This window comes from Nostoc sp. FACHB-152, from assembly GCF_014697475.1.
In the GTDB taxonomy this organism is placed as follows: Bacteria; Cyanobacteriota; Cyanobacteriia; order Cyanobacteriales; family Nostocaceae; genus Nostoc_B.
The window spans coordinates 1-5,515 of the sequence record NZ_JACJRV010000159.1 but is presented as its reverse complement, the minus strand read 5'-3'; the positions used below and the strand labels follow the sequence as shown (position 1 = coordinate 5,515).

Annotated in this window: 4 protein-coding genes and 1 CRISPR repeat array; of the genes, 1 reads left to right on the top strand and 3 read right to left on the bottom strand. The window is 41.7% G+C overall.

Features of this window, described 5'->3' with window-relative positions:
- Positions 1-106 precede the first annotated feature (106 nt).
- A CRISPR array of direct repeats spans positions 107-880; the repeat unit is 37 nt; unit sequence GTTGAAATTTCAAATAATCCCTATCAGGGATTGAAAC.
- 94 nt (positions 881-974) lie between these two features.
- From H6G76_RS35890 to H6G76_RS35880, 3 genes are read right to left on the bottom strand one after another with little or no spacing between them, the layout of a single operon-like run.
- Entirely contained in the window at positions 975-1,697 is a 723-nt protein-coding gene (locus H6G76_RS35890; RefSeq protein ID WP_190710952.1) for a DevA family ABC transporter ATP-binding protein, read from the bottom strand.
- A 52-nt stretch (positions 1,698-1,749) separates the two neighbouring features.
- Positions 1,750-2,928, bottom strand: coding sequence for an ABC transporter permease DevC (gene devC / locus H6G76_RS35885; RefSeq protein ID WP_190710951.1), 1,179 nt, complete (start codon positions 2,926-2,928; stop codon positions 1,750-1,752).
- Positions 2,925-4,229, bottom strand: coding sequence for an ABC exporter membrane fusion protein (locus tag H6G76_RS35880; RefSeq protein ID WP_313934898.1), 1,305 nt, complete (start codon positions 4,227-4,229; stop codon positions 2,925-2,927). The genes devC and H6G76_RS35880 overlap by 4 nt, the downstream gene beginning before the upstream one ends.
- A gap of 168 nt (positions 4,230-4,397) precedes the next feature.
- Between H6G76_RS35880 and H6G76_RS35875 the strand changes: the two genes are divergently transcribed.
- Complete coding sequence (locus tag H6G76_RS35875) at positions 4,398-5,306, top strand: TetR/AcrR family transcriptional regulator (RefSeq protein WP_190710950.1); 909 nt, start codon at positions 4,398-4,400, stop codon at positions 5,304-5,306.
- Positions 5,307-5,515 lie beyond the last annotated feature (209 nt).

Here is a 5,515-nt window from a genome sequence, read left to right as displayed (position 1 = left end):
CGAACTCTAGCTAGTGCCACTGCCAAACTCAACCTCTGCTTCATCAGGCTCATGATTAAGAGGCTTGCAGGTTCTTCCTAAGATGTCAAATGGGTTCTATAAAAACGTTGAAATTTCAAATAATCCCTATCAGGGATTGAAACACTTCTGGTGCTTCTGTTGCTGCTGCTGGTGCGTTGAAATTTCAAATAATCCCTATCAGGGATTGAAACTTAAGCTTTTTATTCCTAGTTACAAAGCCCTGGCTATTTAGTTGAAATTTCAAATAATCCCTATCAGGGATTGAAACTTCGGTGGTGCTGCTCTTATTTTTAAGAGATTTATCTACAGCGTTGAAATTTCAAATAATCCCTATCAGGGATTGAAACGAGTTTTAGGTTTACCAAATTCAACGAGCAATGGTGTTGAAATTTCAAATAATCCCTATCAGGGATTGAAACACATTATCCCCGTTGAATAGTTCACCGTAGTAGCTTATTTCGTTGAAATTTCAAATAATCCCTATCAGGGATTGAAACAACGGCTTGACCTTTGGAGTATTCAGGCGGACAAATCCAGTTGAAATTTCAAATAATCCCTATCAGGGATTGAAACGCCGTGACTGGAAAGACCCGGATTGGCGATATGATGTTGAAATTTCAAATAATCCCTATCAGGGATTGAAACATTGAGACTAAGGGTTATGAGCCTAATGAAATGTTGAAATTTCAAATAATCCCTATCAGGGATTGAAACATTTAGCTAACAAATGGGGGCTTAAATCAAAGCTTCCGTTGAAATTTCAAATAATCCCTATCAGGGATTGAAACCTACTTTAATTACTCCAAGCATTAAGCCCGATGGGTTGAAATTTCAAATAATCCCTATCAGGGATTGAAACATATGTATAGTTCAGATTTGCGTCTTTGCGCCTTTGCGCGAGTCTAAATTCATCCTCTTAATCAGCAACGCCTTTAAATTAAATTCATCTGACACTACTTTTCCAGTGCTACAGCACCCACGCCATCCCTAATTAGATGACCATCTTCCATATAAATAATTCGGTCAGCAATATCTAAAATCCGGTTGTCGTGAGTAACTAGCAAAATTGTACAACCTTGCTCTTTGGCTAGTTTTTGCATTAATTCCACAACATCACGCCCAGATTGTTTATCGAGGGCGGCTGTAGGTTCGTCTGCTAAGACTATTTTAGGCTGACTTACCAATGCACGTGCGATCGCTACCCGTTGTTTTTGTCCTCCCGATAAGCTATCTGGATAGTAATTCAGCCGATGTTCTAAACCAACTGCTGCTAACATTGCTTGAGAACGCGCCAGCATTTCTTGAGGTAGAATTTTTGGTTGCACTTCCAAACCCATACGCACATTCTGGATAGCTGTTAAACTACCGTGTAAATTGTGTGCTTGGAAAATATAACCGTTGCTGCGTCGTGCTTGGGTAAGTTGTTTCGCATTCGCACCACAAAGTTCTCTACCTAAAACTTGTAAACTACCAGACTGGGCAGAACGTAAGCCACCTACTAAGGTTAATAATGTAGTTTTACCCGACCCAGAAGGGCCTGTCATAATAATAATTTCACCTGCCTTAATGGTGAGGTTGATATTAAATAAAACCTGTTTGCGGAGTTGACCTTTACCAAAGTAATGGTCAAGATTTTGGATGGAGATGACAGGTTCGGAATTATTAAGGGGTTTCATAAATTTTTTACCTCACGCAAAGGCGCAAAGGCGCAAAGAGTTGTGAGTATTTTTAAAACATATCGGCGGGGTCTGCGGATTGGAGTTTGCGAGTAGCGATCGCCCCAGAAATCATGCACATAATGATAGTTATTATTAAAACAAATACTGCTCTGCCTGCTGTCATATAAATGGGCAAATCTGTGGCGTTGCGAGTCAAGCGGTAAAGTCCTAAAGGGACTGCAAATCCAGGAATAAAGCCTAGTAATGCTAAAATAATCGCCTCTTCAAAAATTACACCTAACAGGTACAAATTGCGATAACCCATTGCTTTGAAGGTGGCGTATTCTTTGATATGGGCATTAACATCAGTCGAGAGAACTTGATAGACAATAATTACACCAACAATAAATCCCATACCTACGCCTAAACCAAAAATAAAACCAATAGGACTTTCATTTTTCCAATAGTCTTCTTCAAATTGGACAAATTCTTCACGGGTTAATACTTGCACATCTTCTTTTGGCAGGTAGAGTTTTAAGATTTCGGCAACTTGTTTAGGGTCATAACCAGGTTCTGTATAAATCAAACCTAGATTGATACTTCCGGCTTGCTGTCTGGGAAAGATGCGTAAATAATTATCATCGCTGGAAATTAATGTCCCGTCTGCGGCGAAGGAAGAACCTAATTTAAATAAGCCATCAATAGTTATGGTACGTTTATCTACTTCTGTGGTGACGGTATTACCTGCTTCAACTTGGCTAAATACTTCATTGTATTGACCTCTAGTAGCACGGTCAAAAATAAATGTATCAGGCAGCTTAAGTTTATCTAATTGGGAGTTAACTTCTGGTAAATCTATCGCAGGCTCGTCAGGATTAAACCCAATTGCTTGGAGTGAGGTCGGGCGATGTGTTTGGGGATTTTTCCAGGTAACTAAACCGATATACATGGCTGATGTTGACCTGACACCCGGTACATCAGCAGCTTGTAGCAGTCGCCGCCGCGCAAAGGTAGATAAGTTGAGCGTGTTACGGCTTTGGGTACTCATCAAAACTATGTCTGCACGCACCACGCGATTGAGGCGGGTGTTGCTGTCATACAGTGCATTTTGAAAGCCCAACTGCATAAAAATTAAGACATCAGCAAAGGCAATGCCTGATATCGCAACCAATAAGCGGCTTTTATGATGACTTAGTTGCAGCCATCCTAGAGGTGTGCGGCGTTGTATTTCTTGAATCAATCCCATCACAGCGAAATCACCGCCTTGACTTGCAAGTTAGTAAATTTGGCAGCTTTGATGCTTGATGCTTCTCCTAAGCGCACATAAACTTCGACCACCCTAGAATCAATATTTTCACTGGGGTCAGCGTTGATAATATCTTGCCGTTGTACTTTCCAGCCAATCCAATCGACTTTGCCATACAATTCCCCTGGTAGAGAATTGCTAGTTATCCGCACTTGTTGTTGGGGGCGCACTTTGCGGATATCGCTTTGATACACTTCTACAACTGCATACATCTGGCTGGTTTGCCCAATTTCCACGATTCCTTGGTCTGAAACGATTTCGCCGGAACGTGTATGAATGTCTAAGACTACACCATCTTGGGGCGATCGCACATAGGCTTGTTCTAAATTTGCCTTAGCTTGTTTGGCGGCTGCTATAGCTCGGTCTACTTCGGCTTTGGCGGCTTGCACATCAATAGGCCGTACCTCAGCTATTTGATCTAAGGTGGCTACAGCAGAGCTAAATTGTTTGTTACCAGTGGCATTAATCCGCGCTAGAGCAGTTCTAGCTTCATTAATTTGCTTGCGTCCGGTGTTATCGATGCGGTTGAGATTAGCTCTGGCTTCGCTTAACTGCTGGGTAGCAGTATCTAAACTCAGACGTTTGCTATCAAATAAAGACTGGGAAATTGCACCTTCAGCATAAAGTTGCTGATAGCGGCGAAATTCGACTTGGGCATTGTTTAATTCTGCCACTAACTTATTAATTGTTGCTTGCTGGGCAGTTGTTTCACCTAGCCATTGTGCCTCTAATCTGGCTACTGCTTCCCTTTGTTCTCGCTCATCACCTGCTATTTGCGCTTGAATTCGGGCAACTTCAGATTTTTGGGCTTCGATTTCCCCTTGTTTTGCACCCGCTTGCACTTTAGCTAAGTTTATCTGTGCCAATTTCACAGCTTCTTGGGCTTCTTGATAAGCTGCTTGGAGGCGAGTTCGGTTATCTAAAATTGCGATCGCCTGGCCAGCTTTAACTTTAAAACCTTCCCTAACTAATAATGTCTCCACCCGACTCCCTTGACCTGGAGTGGTTGCAGGTGCTGACAATTTAATTACTTTTCCTTTTGGCTCTAGTCTGCCCAAGGCTGTCACCGTTTTAATTGGTGGTACAGTCAATTGGTTTGTTTGAGCCTGACTCGAAGCCTGTGATTTTACCTGGAAAAATCTAACTATTCCGGCGATCGCAAATCCTATCGCTAACACCAGCAGAATTCGTTGGCGCAAGCCAGGTTTAGAGGATTCCGAACCTCTCAGTCCTACTTCAGGCACTTTTAGCCCCCTTTTATTTAGTACGTTAATTAAACTACTTAGTTTAACTGTACTGTAAATAAACTATACGTTACATTACAATCATGTCAAGAGATTTCAGTAGAATCGAAGTTTTAGATAAGTACAATCTAATTTTTGGATAATGGTATAAGCTGGTTGATCTAGAGAATGAAAAAGAAAAGCAGAGACAACCAAAAGAATAATCAAAACCGTTCTTCATCAGCAGAGAAAGTTGATGCTATCTTTGCTGGTGCAATGCAAGAGTTTTTAGCCCACGGCTACGCTGCGGCAACAATGGATAAAGTGACAGCCGCAGCAGGCGTATCTAAAACCACGGTCTATAACTACTTTCAAGATAAAGAAGGATTATTTACTGCTTTAATTGAGCGACTAGCAAAGGAAAATTTTCGAGAAGCTTTTAGTCCACAAGATGCACAATTTCTGCAAGCAGAACCTCATATTGTGCTACGACGCATAGGCATAAATATTGTCGAGCAGATTAATCAAAAACAAGAATTGCTGAGTTTGGTAAGACTAATTATTGGTGAGTCTGGACGCTTCCCTTTACTAGCGCAAGTGTTCATTAGCAACGTCGATAAACCTCTTTTGGAACTTCTGGGCCAGTATTTAGCAGCGCATCCAGAATTGCAATTACCCGACCCGGAAGCTGCGGCGCGGATTTTTGTTGGTACGTTAATTCATTTCACCATTGTGCAGGAAATGTTGCACTGTAAAGAGATTTTACCAATGGAGCGCGATCGCCTGATTGATAACCTGATTAACTTAATTACCATCAATCAAATTCCCAAATCTGAAAGTACAGATCAATATTCCGGTACAAAGCAGAAAACACCCAGGCGCAAACGCAATTCCTCCGGTAAATTTCAGACTGACTACGCCTCAGAACCCAAACAATTAAGGTCTATGAGACTCACAGATACAGCTTGGGAAAAGTTAGCAGAATTAGCAGCTAAAAATAACGTCACCCGCAGCGAAATGATTGAAATCTTCGCCCGTCAAGACAGCTTGGAAGCAGGGGGGCAGGGGAACACAAGGCAGGAGGCAAAAGGGAATTAAAATTATCTTTGTATATACATGGTAAGGTAGAGAGAAAATTATGTATATACATGGGAGCAAATAATTAAAAAACTCATTTCCCCCGCACCCTTGCCCCTCTGCTCCTCTGCTTTCAAGGGCAGGTTTTTTGTTTAAGCAGAAGAGAAAGTGGTGGGACATCTCCAAGATTCAGGGAAGAAGCTACCAACAGGCAAAGGTTGACCAAGTAA